Below are 15220 nucleotides of genomic sequence, written 5' to 3'. Positions count from 1 at the left end.
CGGCCTCAGCCCACGACCGCCTTGTCCGCGAGGCGCCCGTCGACCAGACAGAGCCGGTAGACGGGCACCGAGGCCGTCAGCGTCGCCCGGTAGTACAGGCAGCCGGCCATGCCGGGCGGCTCGGCCGGGGCGGTCGCGGGCGGCCCGTCCAGCGGGTGCGGCGGGAGCTCGTCGGAGTCGGCGGAGAGCGGTGCGCCCACGCGGAGATCGGCGAAGTCGTCCCGGTCCAGGAAGGACCGGGACTGCGTCCACAGACCGAAGGCGAGCATCACGACGCCGAGCGCGCCGACCAGCGCGAGCGGGATCCAGATCGCCCGGGCGAGCCCGCGCCGCACCTCCCGCCGCGCCCGGTCCCGTTCCCGTACGGAGGTGGGCGCGGGGGCCGGCGCGGGGGCGGCGGCACCGGGCTCCAGGGGCAGCACCGCCCGCACGACGAACCCGCCGACCGCCCGCGCCCCGTGGCTCAGCCGCCCGCCCGCCAGACGCACCCGCTCGTCCAGCCCGACGAGCCCGGAGCCGCCGGAGGCGGCGGGGCCGCCGTCGGCCGGTCCGTCGGATGCGGCGGGGGCGGACCCGTCGGCGGGCCCGTCGGCGGGCCCGTTCGAGACGGCGACCGTGACCGTGTCCGCCGCGCGCTCGACGGCGACCCGGACCGTGGCCCCGGGCGCGTGCTTGGCCGCGTTCGTGAGGGACTCCACCACCAGGCGGTGGACCGCGCGGTCGACCATCGGCGGGGTCGTGCCGTCCGGCCCGCGTCGCGTCAGCTCGACCCCGAGACCGGACGCCCGGGCCCGCTCCACGACCTCCTCGACCGTCTCCCCGACGGGGGCCGCCGGCGCGCCCGGCCGCTCCTCCTCGTCGGCACGGAGCACCCCGATGATGTCCCGCAGCCGGGCCGTCGCGTCGGCAGCGGCCAGCCGCAACTCCCCGGCCGCCGCCTGCTGCCGCGTGCCGAGCGCCGGATCGACCTCCAGGGCGGCCGCCCGCAGCGCGATGAGCGCGAGGTCGTGGCCGAGCGAGTCGTGCATGTCGCCCGCGATCCGCGAGCGCTCCCGCAGCCGCTCCCGGTCCGCGACGGCCGCCTGCTCGGCCTCCATCCGGACGGCCAGCTCCCAGCCGGCCCGCACGAGCCGGGCGTACTGGCGCACGTACCGGCCCGTCAGCCAGGGCGCCACGATCGCGAGGGCCAGGACGAGGACGACGGTGAACCCCTGGGAGACGTTCCCGTCCGAGAGCGGGACGAGCGCGAAGCCGAGCGCCGCGACCGTGGCGAACAGAGCCGGGGCGGCCCAGAGGGGCTTCTGCTGCCGCCGCCCGGCGAGATAGCCGAGGACGACGAGCGCGAGCGCGTACGCGGGGGTGAACAGCTCCGGCGACGTGGCCAGGCTGAGCGCGACGGCGAGGCCGAGCGAGACCAGCGGCAGGGCCCGGCAGCAGGCCACGGCCGCGCCGAGCACGACGACCCCCACGACGACCTGGCCCCACGAGCCGCCGTCGTTCGGATCGAGCCGCAGCAGCACGGGGGTGGCGAGCAGCCCCCACAGGCCCAGGTCGAGCAGCAGGTCCCGGAGTCGTTCACGGCGCATCCGTCCAGCTTGCCGGACGACGAGACCCGGCGCCCCGGACGAAAGTCGGGGGTCGCGCGGGCATGCGGCCCGGCGACTCAGGGGCCGGGGGCGCAGGGCTCAGGCGGCTCAAGGGCTCGGCCGCCCGGGCGCTCGGCGGCTCGTACGCTCGGCGGCTCGGACGCCCGGTCGCCCGGTCGCTCGGGCGTGATGCCGGGGCCGCGCCTCGTCAGCCCTCCACCAGGCCCCCCTCGTACGCGAGGATCGCCAACTGGACCCGGTTGCGCAGGCCGAGCCGGGACAGGACCGCGCTCACATGGGCCTTCACGGTGCCCTCGACGACGTGAAGGCGGGCCGCGATCTCCGCGTTCGACAGGCCCGCGCCGACCAGCGCGACCACCTCGCGTTCCCGGACCGTCAGCGGGTCCAGGCGCTCGCGCGCCTCCGCCGCCCGCGAGAGCCGGCCGGTCGGGAGATGGGTGATGACCCGGCGGGTGACCTCGGGGGAGAGGAACGCGGCCCCGCCCGCCACCGCCCGTACGCCCGCGAGCAGTTCCCTCGGGTCACCGGACTTGAGCAGGAAGCCCGCGGCGCCCGAGCCGAGGGCCTGGGCGATGTACGCGTCCTCCGAGAAGGTCGTGAGCATCACGACCGCCGCGTCCGGGACCACCCGCCGCAGCTCCTCCGCCGCCCCGAGCCCGTCGAGCCGGGGCATCCGGATGTCGAGCAGGACCACGTCCGGCAGATGCCGTCGCGCGAGCTCCACGGCCTCCCGCCCGTCCCCCGCCTCGGCGACCACCTCGACCCCCGGATCGGCGGCGAGGATCGCCTTCACCCCGGCCCGCACCATCGCCTCGTCGTCCGCGAGCAGCACCCTGATCATGCGGCCAGCCTATGCAGAACGCGGGGCGGCCCGGACGGAACGAGTCCGTCCGGGCCGCCGTACGTGCCTGCCGGCTTACGGGAACGTCAGCTTGAAGCTGTTGATGTACCCGGTGTCGATCGCGGCCCGGTCCTGGACGCGGAGCTTCCAGGCGCCGTTGGCGACCTCCGAGGAGGCGTTCACGGTGTAGGTCTGCACGATGTTGTCGGCGCTGCCGCCCGAGCGGTTGTGCAGGTTGTAGACCGAGCCGTCGGGGGCGACCAGGTCGACGATCAGGTCACCGCGGTAGGTGTGGACGATGTCCACGTCCACCTTGAGGGTCGACGGCGCGTTGCCGGTGACACCCGTGACGTTGACCGTGGAGGTCACCGCGGCGCCGTTGTCCGGGATGGACACGTCGGCCGTGTTCTCAAAGACCTTCCCGCCCGGGTTGCCGCCGCCGGGGCGCGAGCCCACGTTGATGCCGGCCCAGGCGTGCTCGACGGCCAGGACCTCGGGGCTGCCGGCGCCGTACAGCTCGGTGGCGACCGCGACCGTACCCGTACGGGCACCCGCGTAGTTCGTGTTGGAGCCGAACTTCGTGGTGAGGGCCTTGAACCAGATCAGCGACGCCTTGTCCCGGCCGATGCCGGTGACGGGCAGGCCGTCCGAGGTCGGGGAGTCGTAGTTGACGCCGTTGATGGTCTTGGCGCCGCTGCCCTCGGAGAGCAGGTAGTACCAGTGGTTCGCCGGGCCCGAGGAGTAGTGGACGTCGATCGAGCCGATGCCCGAGTACCAGGCGTCCTTGGACGAGCCGTCCTTGCTCGGCTTGTCCATGTAGCGCAGCGGGGTGCCGTTGCCGCGGATGTCGATCTTCTCGCCGACGAGGTAGTCGCCCTTGTCCTGGGCGTTGTTGGCGTAGAACTCGACGGCCGCCGCGAAGATGTCGGAGGTGGCCTCGTTCAGACCGCCGGACTCACCGCTGTAGACCAGGCCGGCGGTGTTGGAGGTGACGCCGTGCGTCATCTCGTGCGCGGCCACGTCGATCGAGGTGAGCGGCTTGGTGTTGCCCGCGCCGTCGCCGTACGTCATGCAGAAGCAGGAGTCCTGCCAGAAGGCGTTGACGTACGCGTTGCCGTAGTGGACCCGGGAGTACGCGCCGACGCCGTCACCGCGGATGCCGGAGCGGCCGTGCACGTTCTTGTAGTAGTCCCAGGTGACCCCGGCGCCGAAGTGCGCGTCCGCGCCCGCGGTCTCCAGGTTCTGCGGGGTGCCGTCGCCCCAGATGTCGTCGGAGCCGGAGAAGAGCGTTCCGGTGCCGGACGTGCCGCGGTTGAGGTTGTACGTCTTGTGGTTGCCGCGCCCGGTGTCGGTCAGCGTGTACGACGGCGCGGTGCCGAGGGTCACCTGGCCGCTGTACTGGGTGTTGCCGGTGCCGGTGTGGACGGCCTGCCACTCGTACAGCTTCTTGCCGGTGGTGGCGTCGGTGACGACGTGCAGCTCGTTCGGCGTGCCGTCGTGCTGGAGGCCGCCGACGACGGTCTCGTACGCGAGGACGGGCGAACCCTGCGCCATCCAGACGACCTTGCGCGGCGCGCGCTCGGCGGCGCTCTCCTTGGAGCCCTCCGCCTTGGCCTCGGCGACGGCCTGCTTCTCGGCGGCGGCCGGGGCGACGTCGGCGGTCGTGTCGACGTTCTTCAGCTCGGCGCGCGAGGCCTTGGTGACGCTCTGCGTGACGCCGGCCTTGGTCTCCTGGACGACCAGGTCGCCGCCGAGGACCGGGAGTCCGGCGTAGGTGCGCTCGTAGCGCGTGTGGGTCGTGCCGTCGCGGTCCTGGACCACGTCGCGGACGACGAGCTTCTCCTGGGCGCCGAGCCCGAGGGACTTGGCGGTGGCCGCCTTGTCCGCGTCGGCGGCGCGTATCAGCGCGGTGCGCTGGGCCGGGGAGAGGTCCGCCGGGAGCTTGCCGGGGTTGGCCTGTCCGGCGGCCTGCGCCTTGGGGGCGACGGGCAGGCCGGGGTCGGCGGCGGTGGCGGAACCGGTCTGGACGCCGACCGCGATCATGGCGGCGGCGGCGATCAGAGCGCCGGTCGCGGTGGCGCGACGGCTGGGCGTGGATCTCACGCAGACTCCTTTTGCGAGGGGGGTACCGGGCGACTGGGTGGGTCGACCGGGCAGTGCAAACAGAGCTGTGGAGCACGAACTGTCATACGAGACGGGGAGAGAGTGGCAGCCGTGACCGCGATCTGTCAGGAGCGCGTCAACAACTTGGCCGGAAATCGTCCGGAGCCCGAACCCCCGAGTTCGTTAACCGGACGTTTCATCGATCATGGAGCGGACGCCGTCCGCCGTTCGCCGAGGCCGGAGTACGGAGGGCGACCGCGACACGGGACCGCTTCCGCGCCCGTCCGCCGACCGCTCCGCGACGGCATCGGGCCACCCCCGGGTTCACGCCACGGCATGGCTTGTTACGACCCTGTCGCCGCCGGGCCGGCCGGGCCGGACGGGTTCCGGCGGCACCGCTCCTCAGCCGTCGAGGTGGTGGATGCCGATGCAGTCGGGGTCCTGGTTCGGGCAGCTCGGGTGGGGCTTGCGCACCTCGCGCTCGGACAGCCCCTGGTACGAACACCAGCCGCAGGCGCACGTCTCCTGGTGCGCGGCGGGCGCCGTCGAGAAGCGGCGGCAGTCGTCGCACGTCCCGCAGGCGCCCGAGAACGCAGGCTCGCCGTGCCGGAAGCGCGGATGACCGCACCGGCACTCGTGTGTCGCCCAGCTCGTCCCCGCCATGCCGGCCCCCCGCCGTCCGTGCCGAAGCCACCCCGCGAGGAGAGCGTCTCACCCCACGAGACTGTCCCGCCAGGCCCGGTGCAGCCCCGCGAACCGCCCCTCGCCGCCGCTCAGTTCACCGGGCGTGCCGTCCTCCACGATCCGCCCCGCCTCCATCACCAGGACCCGGTCCGCGATCTCGACCGTCGAGAGGCGGTGGGCGATCACCACGGCCGTACGGCCCGCGAGCACCGTGTCCATGGCGCGCTGCACCGCCCGTTCCCCCGGCACGTCCAGCGAGCTGGTCGCCTCGTCCAGGATCAGCACCGCCGGATCGGCGAGCAGGGCGCGGGCGAAGGCCACCAACTGCCGCTGGCCCGCCGAGATCCGGCCGCCGCGCTTGCGTACGTCCGTGTCGTAGCCGTCCGGAAGGCCCGCGATGAAGTCGTGCGCGCCGATCGCCTTCGCGGCCCGCTCGATCTCCTCCCGGCTCGCGTCCGGCCGCCCGATCGCGATGTTCTCGGCGACCGTCCCGGAGAACAGGAACGCCTCCTGCGTCACCATCACCACGCCCCGCCGCAGTTCGGGCGTGGCCAGCTCGCGCAGATCCACGCCGTCGAGCAGCACCCGCCCCTCCGTCGGGTCGTAGAACCGGGCGAGCAGCTTGGCGAGCGTCGACTTGCCCGCGCCCGTGGCGCCCACCACGGCGACCGTCTGCCCGGCCGGGATCGTCAGGTCGAAGCGTGGGAGCACCTCGCCGCCGGTCCGGTAGGCGAAGCGCACGCGGTCGAAGACGACCTCGCGGCCGGGGCGCCCGCCGCGGCTCGCCGGCAGCTCCTTCGGCGCCGCGGCCTCGGGGACACCGGGCTCCTGCGCCAGCAGGCCCGCGATCTTGCCGAGCGAGGCGGCCGCCGACTGGTAGGAGTTGAGGAACATCCCGAGCCGGTCGATCGGGTCGTACAGCCGCCGCATGTAGAGCACCGCCGCCGCCAGCACCCCCAGCTCCAGCGTCCCGCCCGCGACCCGGTACGCGCCCCAGAGGCACATCCCCGCCACGGCCGTGTTCGCGACGAGCCGGGAGCCGATGACATAGCGCGCCATCTCCAGGAGCGCGTCGCCGTTGGAGCGTTCGTGCCGGTGGTTGAGCCCGGCGAACTCGGCCTCGTTGGCCCGCTCCCGGCGGAACGCCCGCACCGGCCGGATGCCGTTCATCGTCTCCGCGAACTTCACGATCACGCCCGCGATGGCGGTGGACCGCTCGGCGAACACGACCGCGGAACGCCGCTGGTAGAGCCGTACCAGCAGGTACAGCGGGACGAAGGAGGCCACGGCGACCGCGCCGATCCCCAGGTCGAGCCAGAGCAGCATCGCCGAGATGTAGACGAACGCCAGGACGACCGCGATCAGTTCCTGCAGCCCCTCGGAGAGCAGCTCGCGCAGGGACTCCACGTCGGTGGTCGACCGGGAGATGAGCCGGCCCGAGGTGTACCGCTCGTGGAAGTCGACGCTCAGCACCTGCGCGTGGCGGAAGATCCGCCCGCGCAGATCGAGCAGCACGTCCTGGTTGACGCGGGCGGCCCGGCGCAGGAAGACGTACTGGAAGAACCCGCCCGCCAGCGCGCAGATCAGGTACCCGAGGGCGACGGCCACGACCGGGCCGTAGTCCCCGTCCCTGAGGGCCGGTACGCCCCGGTCGATGGCGTACGCGACGAGCAACGGCCCCGCCTGCAGGGCCGCCTGCTGGAGCAGCAGCAGGAGCGCGGCGACGGCCACCCGCGCCCGGTGCGCGGAGAGCAGCGAGCGCAGCAGGGCCCCGGTGGCGCCGGGGGCGGTCGGCAGATCGTCCTGGTCGAAGGGGTCGCCGGCCTGCGCGGCGCCGCCGCTGGTCCCGGCGACGTCGTCGGCCTGCGTACCGCCGCTGTTCGCGGACTTCTTCGGATCCGTCATCGTCCCTCAGCCCCTTCGCCCGACATCAGCCAGGCGTACTCGGCGTTGCTCCGCAGCAGTTCGTGGTGGGTGCCCACCGCGGCGATCCGGCCCTCCGACAGGAGCGCCACCCGGTCGGCGAGCAGGACCGTCGAAGGACGGTGGGCCACGACCAGGGCCGTGGTGTCGCGCAGCACTTCTCGGAGCGCGGCCTCCACCAGCGCCTCCGTGTGGACGTCGAGCGCGGAGAGCGGGTCGTCGAGGACCAGGAAGCGGGGCCGGCCGACGACCGCGCGGGCCAGCGCGAGGCGCTGGCGCTGGCCCCCGGAGAGGCTCAGCCCCTGCTCGCCGACCTGGGTGTCCGCGCCCTCGGGCAGCGCCGCGACGAAGCCCTCCGCCTGGGCCACGGCGAGCGCGCGCCACAGCTCGGGCTCGCCGGCCGCGTCGGCGGCGCCCATCAGGACGTTCTCGCCGACGGTCGCCGAGAAGAGCGTCGGCTCCTCGAAGGCCGTCGCGACGAGTCCGCGCAGCCGTTCCCGCGCCATGAGCGCGATGTCCTCGCCGTCCAGCAGGATCCGTCCGCCGGTCGCCTCGTGCAGCCGCGGGACGAGGGCGGTCAGGGTCGTCTTGCCGGAACCGGTCCCGCCGACCAGGGCGAGGGTCTCGCCGGGCCGGATGTGGAGGTCGACGCGGTCGAGCACGGGCCGAGAGCCCGGGGGCGCGTCCGGGTACCGAAAGGTGACACTCTCGAACCGGACGCCGTCCCGGACGGCGCCGGTGACGCCGTCCGGCGCCCCGTCGCGGCCTCCGTCCGGCGCCCCGTCACGGCCCCCGTCCCGTGCCGCACCCTCGCGCGCTCCGTCACGGCCCCCGTCCCGCGCGCCGGACACCGCGACGCCGGCCGGGCTGCCCGCCCCCGACGCCTCTCCCGACGCCTCGCTCGACGCCTCCTCCGGCGCGTCCATCACCTCGAAGTACCGTTCCGTCGCGGTGGCCGCCTCCTGGCTCATCGCCAGCAGGAAGCCGATCGACTCCACCGGCCAGCGCAGCGCCAGCGCGGTCGACAGGAAGGCGACGAGCGTGCCCGCCGACAGCTGCCCGTCGGCCACCTGGACGGTGCCGAGCACGAGCGCGGCGCCGATCGCCAGCTCGGGGATGATCGTGATGAGCGCCCAGATCCCGGCCAGCAGCCGGGCCTTGACCAGCTCCGTGCCGCGCAGCCGCTCCGCGAGCGCCCGGAACGCGAGGGCCTGGCTGCGGTGGCGCCCGAAGCCCTTGACGATCCGGATGCCGAGGACGCTCTCCTCGACCACGGTCGTCAGATCGCCGACCTGGTCCTGGGCCCGGCGCGCGACGACCGCGTACCGCGCCTCGAAGAGCGAGCAGAGCACGACCAGCGGGATCACCGGGGTCAGGAGCAGGAGCCCGAGCGTCCAGTCCTGCGCGAGCAGCAGGACGAAACCGGCCAGGATCGTCACGCCGTTGACGATCAGGAAGGTCAGCGGGAAGGCGAGGAAGAGCCGGACCAGCATCAGATCCGTCGTGCCGCGCGAGAGCAGCTGGCCCGATGCCCAGCGGTCGTGGAAGGCGATCGGCAGCCGCTGCAGCCGGCCGTACAGATCCGCCCGCATCCGCGCCTCGACCCCGGCCAGCGGCCGGGCCACGAGCCACCGCCGGAAGCCGAAGAGCACCGCCTCCGCGATCCCGAGGAGCAGCAGATAGAGCGCCCCGAGCCACACCCCGCCGGGATCCCCGGCGGCGACGGGCCCGTCCACCATCCACTTCAGGACGAGCGGGATGACGAGCGACAGACACGAGGCGACGATCGCGACCACGGCGGCCGAGCCCAACCGCCCCTGGACCGGGCGCACGTACGGCCACAGGCGCAGCAGGTTCCGCACGGCGGACTTCTTGGTGACTGCATCTTTTCCGGGCATCACGAGCGAGCCTACGGTTCACCACTGACACCGCTCATGTGGTTTTCCGGCCACCGGGCGGTCGCACCGGAGACCCGCAGGTCGTACCGGCCATCAACCGATCGGTTGACCGGAGGTCGAGCGCGATGGCGGATGCCGCGCCGCGCCCGGCGGCGCGAGCCTTGAGCCATGTCGATGCCAATGATCGAAGTACAGGGCCTGCGCAAGGCCTACGGCGACAGGGTCGTCGTCGACGGGGTCTCCTTCACCGTCGACGAGGGCGAGATCTTCGGGATCCTCGGCCCCAACGGTGCTGGCAAGACCACCACCGTGGAGTGCGTCGAGGGGCTGCGGACCCCGGACGCAGGGACCGTGCGGGTCGGCGGGCTCGACCCCGTCGCGCGCCATGCCGACGTCACCCGGATCCTCGGCGTCCAGCTCCAGGAGAGCGAGCTCCAGCCGAAGATCACCGTCCGCGAGGCACTTGAGCTGTACGCCTCCTTCTACGAACGGCCCGCCGACTGGCGCGGGCTCGTCGAGCGCCTGGGTCTCGAAGCGCAGCTGGGGAACCGGTTCGGGAAGCTGTCCGGCGGGCAGAAGCAGCGGCTCTTCATCGCGCTCGCCCTGATCGGCGACCCGCGCGCGGTCGTCCTCGACGAGCTCACCACCGGTCTCGACCCGCGCGCCCGACGCGACACCTGGTCGCTCATCGAGGACGTCAGGGCCTCCGGGGTGACCGTCCTGCTCGTCACGCACTTCATGGAGGAGGCCCAGCGTCTCTGCGACCGGATCGCCGTCGTCGACAAGGGCCGGATCGCCGCCCTGGACACCCCCGACGGGCTGATCGGCCGTTCCACCGCCGCGAAGGTCATCTCCTTCGCCGCCGGGACCCCGCTGGACCCGGCCGAGCTGCGCGCCCTGCCACAGGCGGCCGCGGTGGAGACCCGGGACGGTCGGACCGTCGTCGAGGGCACGGACGCGACCGTCGACGCCTTCGTCGCCCTCCTCGCCCGCCGGGGCGTCACCGCCCGCCAACTCCGGGTCGCCGACGCCACCCTCGACGACGCCTTCCTCGACCTGACAGGAGCCGACCAGCCGTGAGCACCGCCACCACCACCGCCACGCCCCGGGCGAACCGTTCCGCCACCGCCGCCGTCCTGCGCACCGAACTCCGGCTCTTCGCCCGGGAACCGGGCTCCCTGTTCTGGATGATGGTCTCGCCGGCCGTCCTCCTCACGATCCTCGGCTCCATCCCGTCCTTCCGCGAGGTATCCGCCGACCTCGGCGGCCGGCGCCTGGTCGACCTGTACGTCCCCGTCGCCGTCCTCTTCGCCGTGATCATGGCCGGGATCCAGGCCATGCCGCCCGTCCTGGCCGGCTACCGCGAACGCGGCATCCTGCGCCGGATGTCCACGACCCCGGTCCGCCCGGCCTCCCTCCTGACCGCCCAGATCGTCCTGCACGGAGCCGCCGCCCTCGTCTCCGGCACGCTCGTCATGGCCCTCGGCCGCCTCGCCTTCGACGTCCGGCTGCCCCGGCAACTCGGCGGGTACACCCTCGCGCTGCTGCTCGCCGTCGCCGGCGGACTCGCGCTCGGTGCCGCCGTCTGCGCCGTGTCCCGTACGCAGAAGATCGCCACCGCCGTCGGAACGGCCGTCTTCTTCCCGACGATGTTCACCGCGGGAGTCTGGCTCCCCGTCCAGGCCATGCCGGATACTCTGCGCGACATCGTGCGGTTCACGCCCTCCGGCGCCGCCTCCCAGGCCCTCGACACCGCGGCGGCCGGCGCCGGTACCGCCTGGGCCGCGCTGGGGGTGATGGCCCTGTGGACGGTCGTCCTGACCGGCACGGCGGCACGCTGGTTCCGCTGGGAGTGACGGCCGCGGACCGACACGGGGAGACGGGGGAGGGGCCGCGATGGGCACGACGACGGTCGAGGAGCGCTGGCGCCAGTTCTTCCGCTGGGGGCCGTACGGCCTGCTCGCCCTCGCGGCGGTCCTCGCCGCGACGACGGCCGACGCGATCGCCATGAGCGGTACGGAGGCCACCGCCGCCGCGGCCCTGGTCGCCGCCACGCTCGCCGTCCAGGTCGGCTGGGACGTCCACCGCCGCCGCGCCCCCGCACCCCCGGAGCCCGCGCCCGAGCCGGGCGGGGGCCCGCTCCTCCTGGGCGCCCCGGGCCCGGCGTCCACCGTCTACTTCACCGTCCGTACCGCCCTGGCCTTCGCGCTCACTTGGCTCAACCCCTTCTTCGCCGTCCACGCGACCATCGGCTACTTCGACGGCCCCCAGCTGCTGCCCCGCCGGCTGGTCCGCGGCGGGCTCCTCGTCACCGCCGTCATCATGGCCGGATCCCAGTCCGGCGGCCTCCCGCCCCGCACGCCCGTCGTCTGGGTCGCCTTCGGCGGCCTGTTCGCGCTCAACGCCTGCCTCGCCATCGGCTTCTCCCACCTCGGGACGCGGGAGGCCGTGAAGGCCGCCGAGCGCGCCGCCACCATCACCGAACTCGCCCGTGCCAACGCCCGCCTGGAACAGGCCCTCGCCGAGAACGCCGCCCTGCAGGCCCAGCTCCTCCTGCAGGCCCGCGAGGCCGGGGTCGCCGACGAGCGGCGCAGGCTCGCCGCCGAGATCCACGACACCATCGCCCAGGGCCTGACCGGCATCATCGCCCAGCTCCAGGTCGTCACCGCCACCCCCGACGCCGATCTCGCCCGGGTCCACGTCCAGCGCGCCGCCGACCTCGCGCGGCACAGCCTCGGCGAGGCCCGCCGCTCCGTGCAGAACCTGAGCCCGGCCGCCCTGGAGCACGACCCGCTCCCCGAGGCGCTCAGGAAGTCGGTCGCCGCCTGGTCCGAACGGACCGGCATCACCGCCCGGTTCACCGTCACCGGCACCGAGGAACCCACCCACGAGGAGGTCGCAGCCACCCTCCTGCGGATCGCCCAGGAGGCGCTCGCCAACGCCGAACGGCACTCCGGCGCCACCCGGGCCGGCGTCACCCTCTCGTACATGGGCGACGAGATCACCCTCGACGTACGGGACGACGGGCGCGGCTTCGACCCGCGCGCCGTCCCCGCCCGCACCACCGGCGGCGGCTTCGGTCTCGACGGCATGCGCGCCCGGGCCGAACGCCTCGCCGGCCGCGTCACCCTGGAGACCTCCCCCGGCGAGGGCACGGCGGTCTCCGCGCGCGTACCGTTGGTGCACCATGGCTGACCGCACCCCCACGACCCTGCTGATCGTCGACGACCATCCCGTCGTACGGGACGGCCTGCGCGGCATGTTCACCGCCGACCCGGGGTTCCGCGTCCTCGGCGAGGCCGCCGACGGTGTCCAGGGCGTCGAACTCGCCCTGAGCCTCGACCCGGACGTCGTCCTCATGGACCTGCGGATGCCCGGCGGCAACGGCGTCGACGCCATCGCCGAGCTGACCCGGCGCGGCGCCCGCTCCCGGGTCCTCGTCCTCACCACGTACGACACCGACACGGACACCCTGCCCGCGATAGAGGCGGGCGCCACCGGCTACCTCCTCAAGGACGCCCCGCGCGAGGAGCTGTTCGCGGCGGTCCGGGCCGCCGCCGAGGGGCGCACGGTCCTCTCGCCCGCCGTCGCCGGCCGCCTCGTCTCCCGCGTCCGCACCCCCGCGGCCCCCGCCGACGAGCCGCTCTCCGCCCGCGAACGCGAGGTCCTCGAACTCGTCGCCAAGGGCACCTCCAACCGTGCCATCGCCGCCGAGCTCTTCATCAGCGAGGCGACCGTGAAGACCCATCTGACGCACATCTACGCCAAGCTCGGCGCCAAGGACCGGGCCGCGGCGGTCGCGCTGGCGTACGAACGCGGCATCCTGGGCCGCGCCTGACCGGGCGGCCCCGCCTCACCCCCCGACCCGCAGCAGCCACACCGACCGCGCCCCCACCGTCACCGTCGCCCCGCCCGCGTACACGGTCTCCGGGGCGTGCGTCTGGTCCTCCAGGGCGGTGTCCAGGACCAGTTCGTACGACTCCGCCCACGGCGGTCCCGGCAGCCGGTACTCCACCGGGCGCGGGCCCGCGTGCAGGATCGCCAGGAAGCTGTCGTCGGTGACCTGCTCGCCCCGCTCGTCCCGCCCCGGGATGTCCCGGCCCGAGAGGTAGAGGCCCAGCGTGGCCGCGGGCGCGTACCAGTCGGACTCCGTCATCTCCGTGCCGTCCGCCGTGAACCACGCCAGGTCCCGCAGCCCGTCCGCGCCCTGTGGGCGGCCGGAGAAGAACGCGCGGCGGCGCAGCACCGGATGCCGGTGCCGCAGCGCGAGCAGCCGCCGGGTCAGGGCGAGCAGCTCGCGCCGTCCTGGGTCCTCGGGCAGCGACCAGTCCAGCCAGCTCGTCTCGTTGTCCTGGCAGTAGGCGTTGTTGTTGCCGCCCTGCGTGCGCCCCATCTCGTCGCCCGCGACCAGCATCGGCACCCCGGTCGACAGCAGCAGCGTGGTCAGCAGGTTCCGCAGCTGGCGCAGCCGCAGCGACTGCACGGCGGGGTCGTCGGTCTCGCCCTCGGCCCCGCAGTTCCAGGCCCGGTTGTCGTTCGTGCCGTCCCGGTTGCCCTCCCCGTTGGCCTCGTTGTGCTTGCGCTCGTAGGTGACGAGGTCCCGCAGGGTGAAGCCGTCGTGGGCGGTGACGAAGTTGACCGAGGCGTACGGCCGCCGCCCGCCCCAGGCGTACAGGTCGCTGGAGCCCGAGAGCCGGTAGCCGAGGTCGCGCACATCGGGCAGGGCGCCGCGCCAGAAGTCCCGTACGGCGTCGCGGTAGCGGTCGTTCCACTCCGTCCACAGTGGGGGGAACGCGCCCACCTGGTAGCCGCCGTTGCCGACGTCCCAGGGCTCGGCGATCAGCTTCACCCGCCGAAGGACCGGGTCCTGGGCGATGACCGCGAGGAACGGGGAGAGCATGTCGACGTCGTGCATCGAGCGGGCCAGCGCCGCCGCCAGGTCGAAACGGAAGCCGTCGACGCCCATCTCCGTCACCCAGTACCGCAGCGAGTCGGTGATGAGCCGCAGCACCTGCGGCTGGACGACGTGCAGGGTGTTGCCGCAGCCGGTGTAGTCGGCGTACCGGCGGGCGTCCGACTGGAGCCGGTAGTAGCCCCGGTTGTCGATGCCCTTCAGGGACAGCGTCGGTCCCAGCTCGCCCGCCTCGGCGGTGTGGTTGTAGACGACGTCGAGGATGACCTCGATCCCGGCCGCGTGCAGCGCCCGCACCATCCGCTTGAACTCGCCGACCTGCTGCCCGGTGGTCCCCGAGGAGGAGTACGCGGCGTGCGGGGCGAAGTAGCCGATGGAGTTGTACCCCCAGTAGTTGCGCAGATCCCGCCGCAGCAGATGGTCCTCGTGCGCGAACTGGTGCACCGGCAGCAGCTCCACCGCCGTCACCCCGAGCCGTACGAGATGCTCGACGGCCGCCGGGTGGGCGAGCCCCGCGTAGGTGCCGCGCAGCTCCTCGGGGATGCCCGGGTGCAGCTGCGTGAACCCCTTCACGTGCAGCTCGTAGATGACCGAGTCCGGCCACGGCGTCTTCGGCCTGCGGTCGTCCGCCCAGTCGTCGTCGTCCAGGACGACGACCCCCTTCGGCACGTACGGGGCGGAGTCACGGTCGTCGCGCACGGTGTCGGCCACATGCTGCTGCGGCCAGTCCCGGACATGCCCGTACACCTCCGGCGGCAGCGCTCCGTAGTCGTTGCCCTTGGCCCCGTCGACCGCCCGCGCGTACGGGTCGAGGAGCAGCTTCGCCGGATTCCAGCGGGCGCCCGTCCACGGGTCCCAGCGGCCGTGCACCCGGAATCCGTACCGCTGCCCGGCACCGACCCCGGGCACGAAGCCGTGCCAGATCTCGTGGGTCAGCTCGGTCAGCGGGAGCCGCCGTTCGGCCCCGTCCGCGTCGAAGAGACAGAGCTCGACGGCCTCCGCCCCGCCGGCCCACAGCGCGAAGTTCGTGCCCGTGACGCCGTCGGGCCCGCTGCGGACGCGCGCCCCCAACGGCGTGGGCGCGCCCGGCCACACCGGGCCCGGCCACCCGGTGGGCGGGCGGGCCCGTTCCGGGGCGGCCGAGAGCCCCCCGCCGTCCCGTACCGCCTCCGCCTTCTGCTCGGCTGCGCTCGACACCTGTCGGCCTCCCGCGGCTCGTCGGGCCCCGCGCGGCGCGGCCCCGCGGCGTCCC

The 15220-nt window shown here is 73.9% G+C and carries 11 protein-coding genes; 4 read left to right on the top strand and 7 right to left on the bottom strand.

All coding sequences use genetic code 11. The features are described from left to right. Positions 1 to 5 precede the first annotated feature (5 nt). The 6 genes from AB0E14_RS02540 to AB0E14_RS02515 form a co-directional block, all read right to left on the bottom strand. Complete coding sequence (locus AB0E14_RS02540) at positions 6 to 1586, bottom strand: histidine kinase (RefSeq protein WP_362410684.1); 1581 nt, start codon at positions 1584 to 1586, stop codon at positions 6 to 8. Between the two features lie 208 nt (positions 1587 to 1794). After that, a complete protein-coding gene (locus AB0E14_RS02535; RefSeq protein WP_362410682.1) occupies positions 1795 to 2448 on the bottom strand; it encodes a response regulator transcription factor in 654 nt (217 codons plus the stop codon). 75 nt (positions 2449 to 2523) lie between these two features. Beyond that, entirely contained in the window at positions 2524 to 4551 is a 2028-nt protein-coding gene (locus tag AB0E14_RS02530) for a M4 family metallopeptidase (protein ID WP_362410678.1), read from the bottom strand. A gap of 402 nt (positions 4552 to 4953) precedes the next feature. Next, a complete protein-coding gene (locus AB0E14_RS02525) occupies positions 4954 to 5214 on the bottom strand; it encodes a hypothetical protein (RefSeq protein WP_362410675.1) in 261 nt (86 codons plus the stop codon). A 48-nt stretch (positions 5215 to 5262) separates the two neighbouring features. Then, the gene (locus AB0E14_RS02520) at positions 5263 to 7140 is read right to left on the bottom strand and encodes an ABC transporter ATP-binding protein (RefSeq protein WP_362410672.1); all 1878 of its coding nucleotides are present in this window, start codon (positions 7138 to 7140) and stop codon (positions 5263 to 5265) included. Then, a complete protein-coding gene (locus tag AB0E14_RS02515; protein WP_362410669.1) occupies positions 7137 to 9056 on the bottom strand; it encodes an ABC transporter ATP-binding protein in 1920 nt (639 codons plus the stop codon). The genes AB0E14_RS02520 and AB0E14_RS02515 overlap by 4 nt, the downstream gene beginning before the upstream one ends. Before the next feature lie 174 nt (positions 9057 to 9230). Between AB0E14_RS02515 and AB0E14_RS02510 the strand changes: the two genes are divergently transcribed. From AB0E14_RS02510 to AB0E14_RS02495, 4 genes are read left to right on the top strand one after another with little or no spacing between them, the layout of a single operon-like run. Continuing rightward, complete coding sequence (locus tag AB0E14_RS02510; RefSeq protein ID WP_362410852.1) at positions 9231 to 10136, top strand: ABC transporter ATP-binding protein; 906 nt, start codon at positions 9231 to 9233, stop codon at positions 10134 to 10136. Beyond that, a complete protein-coding gene (locus tag AB0E14_RS02505) occupies positions 10133 to 10912 on the top strand; it encodes an ABC transporter permease (RefSeq protein ID WP_362410666.1) in 780 nt (259 codons plus the stop codon). Before AB0E14_RS02510 ends, AB0E14_RS02505 begins: the two co-directional genes overlap by 4 nt. A 40-nt stretch (positions 10913 to 10952) precedes the next feature. After that, positions 10953 to 12251 carry a sensor histidine kinase gene (locus tag AB0E14_RS02500; protein WP_362410663.1) on the top strand — a complete coding sequence of 433 codons (1299 nt, stop codon included), beginning with the start codon at positions 10953 to 10955 and terminating at the stop codon, positions 12249 to 12251. After that, the gene (locus AB0E14_RS02495) at positions 12244 to 12894 is read left to right on the top strand and encodes a response regulator transcription factor (protein ID WP_362410660.1); all 651 of its coding nucleotides are present in this window, start codon (positions 12244 to 12246) and stop codon (positions 12892 to 12894) included. Before AB0E14_RS02500 ends, AB0E14_RS02495 begins: the two co-directional genes overlap by 8 nt. A gap of 15 nt (positions 12895 to 12909) precedes the next feature. On the opposite strand, the gene glgX is transcribed toward AB0E14_RS02495, so the two are convergent. Continuing rightward, the gene (glgX, locus tag AB0E14_RS02490) at positions 12910 to 15165 is read right to left on the bottom strand and encodes a glycogen debranching protein GlgX (protein ID WP_362410657.1); all 2256 of its coding nucleotides are present in this window, start codon (positions 15163 to 15165) and stop codon (positions 12910 to 12912) included. Positions 15166 to 15220: the final 55 nt, after the last annotated feature.

Source organism: Streptomyces sp. NPDC047981, from assembly GCF_040653315.1.
Lineage (GTDB): Bacteria > Actinomycetota > Actinomycetes > Streptomycetales > Streptomycetaceae > Streptomyces.
The sequence above is the reverse complement of the archived record's forward strand: the minus strand, read 5'-3'. Positions and strand labels throughout refer to the sequence as shown.

Bases quoted from the DNA above. Each gene is read 5' to 3' on its own strand.
- AB0E14_RS02540 (WP_362410684.1), bottom strand. From the start codon at position 1,586: ATGCGCCGTGAACGACTCCGGGACCTGCTGCTCGACCTGGGCCTGTGG.
- AB0E14_RS02535 (WP_362410682.1), bottom strand. From the start codon at position 2,448: ATGATCAGGGTGCTGCTCGCGGACGACGAGGCGATGGTGCGGGCCGGG.
- AB0E14_RS02525 (WP_362410675.1), bottom strand. From the start codon at position 5,214: ATGGCGGGGACGAGCTGGGCGACACACGAGTGCCGGTGCGGTCATCCG.
- AB0E14_RS02520 (WP_362410672.1), bottom strand. From the start codon at position 7,140: ATGACGGATCCGAAGAAGTCCGCGAACAGCGGCGGTACGCAGGCCGAC.
- AB0E14_RS02515 (WP_362410669.1), bottom strand. From the start codon at position 9,056: ATGCCCGGAAAAGATGCAGTCACCAAGAAGTCCGCCGTGCGGAACCTG.
- AB0E14_RS02510 (WP_362410852.1), top strand. From the start codon at position 9,231: ATGCCAATGATCGAAGTACAGGGCCTGCGCAAGGCCTACGGCGACAGG.
- AB0E14_RS02500 (WP_362410663.1), top strand. From the start codon at position 10,953: ATGGGCACGACGACGGTCGAGGAGCGCTGGCGCCAGTTCTTCCGCTGG.
- AB0E14_RS02495 (WP_362410660.1), top strand. From the start codon at position 12,244: ATGGCTGACCGCACCCCCACGACCCTGCTGATCGTCGACGACCATCCC.